The sequence below is a fragment of the Phyllobacterium sp. GQ127 genome, assembly GCF_059758635.1.
In genome coordinates this window covers 1-298 of sequence record NZ_JCAXDZ010000038.1, presented here as the reverse complement: position 1 = coordinate 298, position 298 = coordinate 1, and the positions used below count along the sequence as shown (strand labels likewise).

Here is a 298-nt window from a genome sequence, read left to right as displayed (position 1 = left end):
GGTGTGCCGCATGTAAAGACCTTTAGAGAAGAAAGAGAACACACGACGTTGCTGCTTGCCGATTTCAGACCTGCCATGCAGTTCGGGACGAGGCGCGCCTTCATGTCCGTCGCTGCTGCCGAAATCTTGGCGCTATCAGGCTGGCGTGCCACAGAATTCGGTGGTCGAGTCGGTTTACTTGCCGTCGGCGGGATCGAACCGCTGTTGATAAGGGCCGCTCCATCGGACCGAGGCATGCTCGCAGTGATTTCCGGTCTGCTGAAGGCGCACGCTCAATCGCTCGATCTGCGATCAGCAA

At 58.1% G+C, this 298-nt stretch carries 1 protein-coding gene; it reads left to right on the top strand.

The features are described 5' to 3' along the window. Positions 1–3: 3 nt before the first annotated feature. On the top strand, positions 4–298 hold a 295-nt coding region (locus AC6CHM_RS25170; protein WP_498176083.1), incomplete at its 3' end, for a DUF58 domain-containing protein.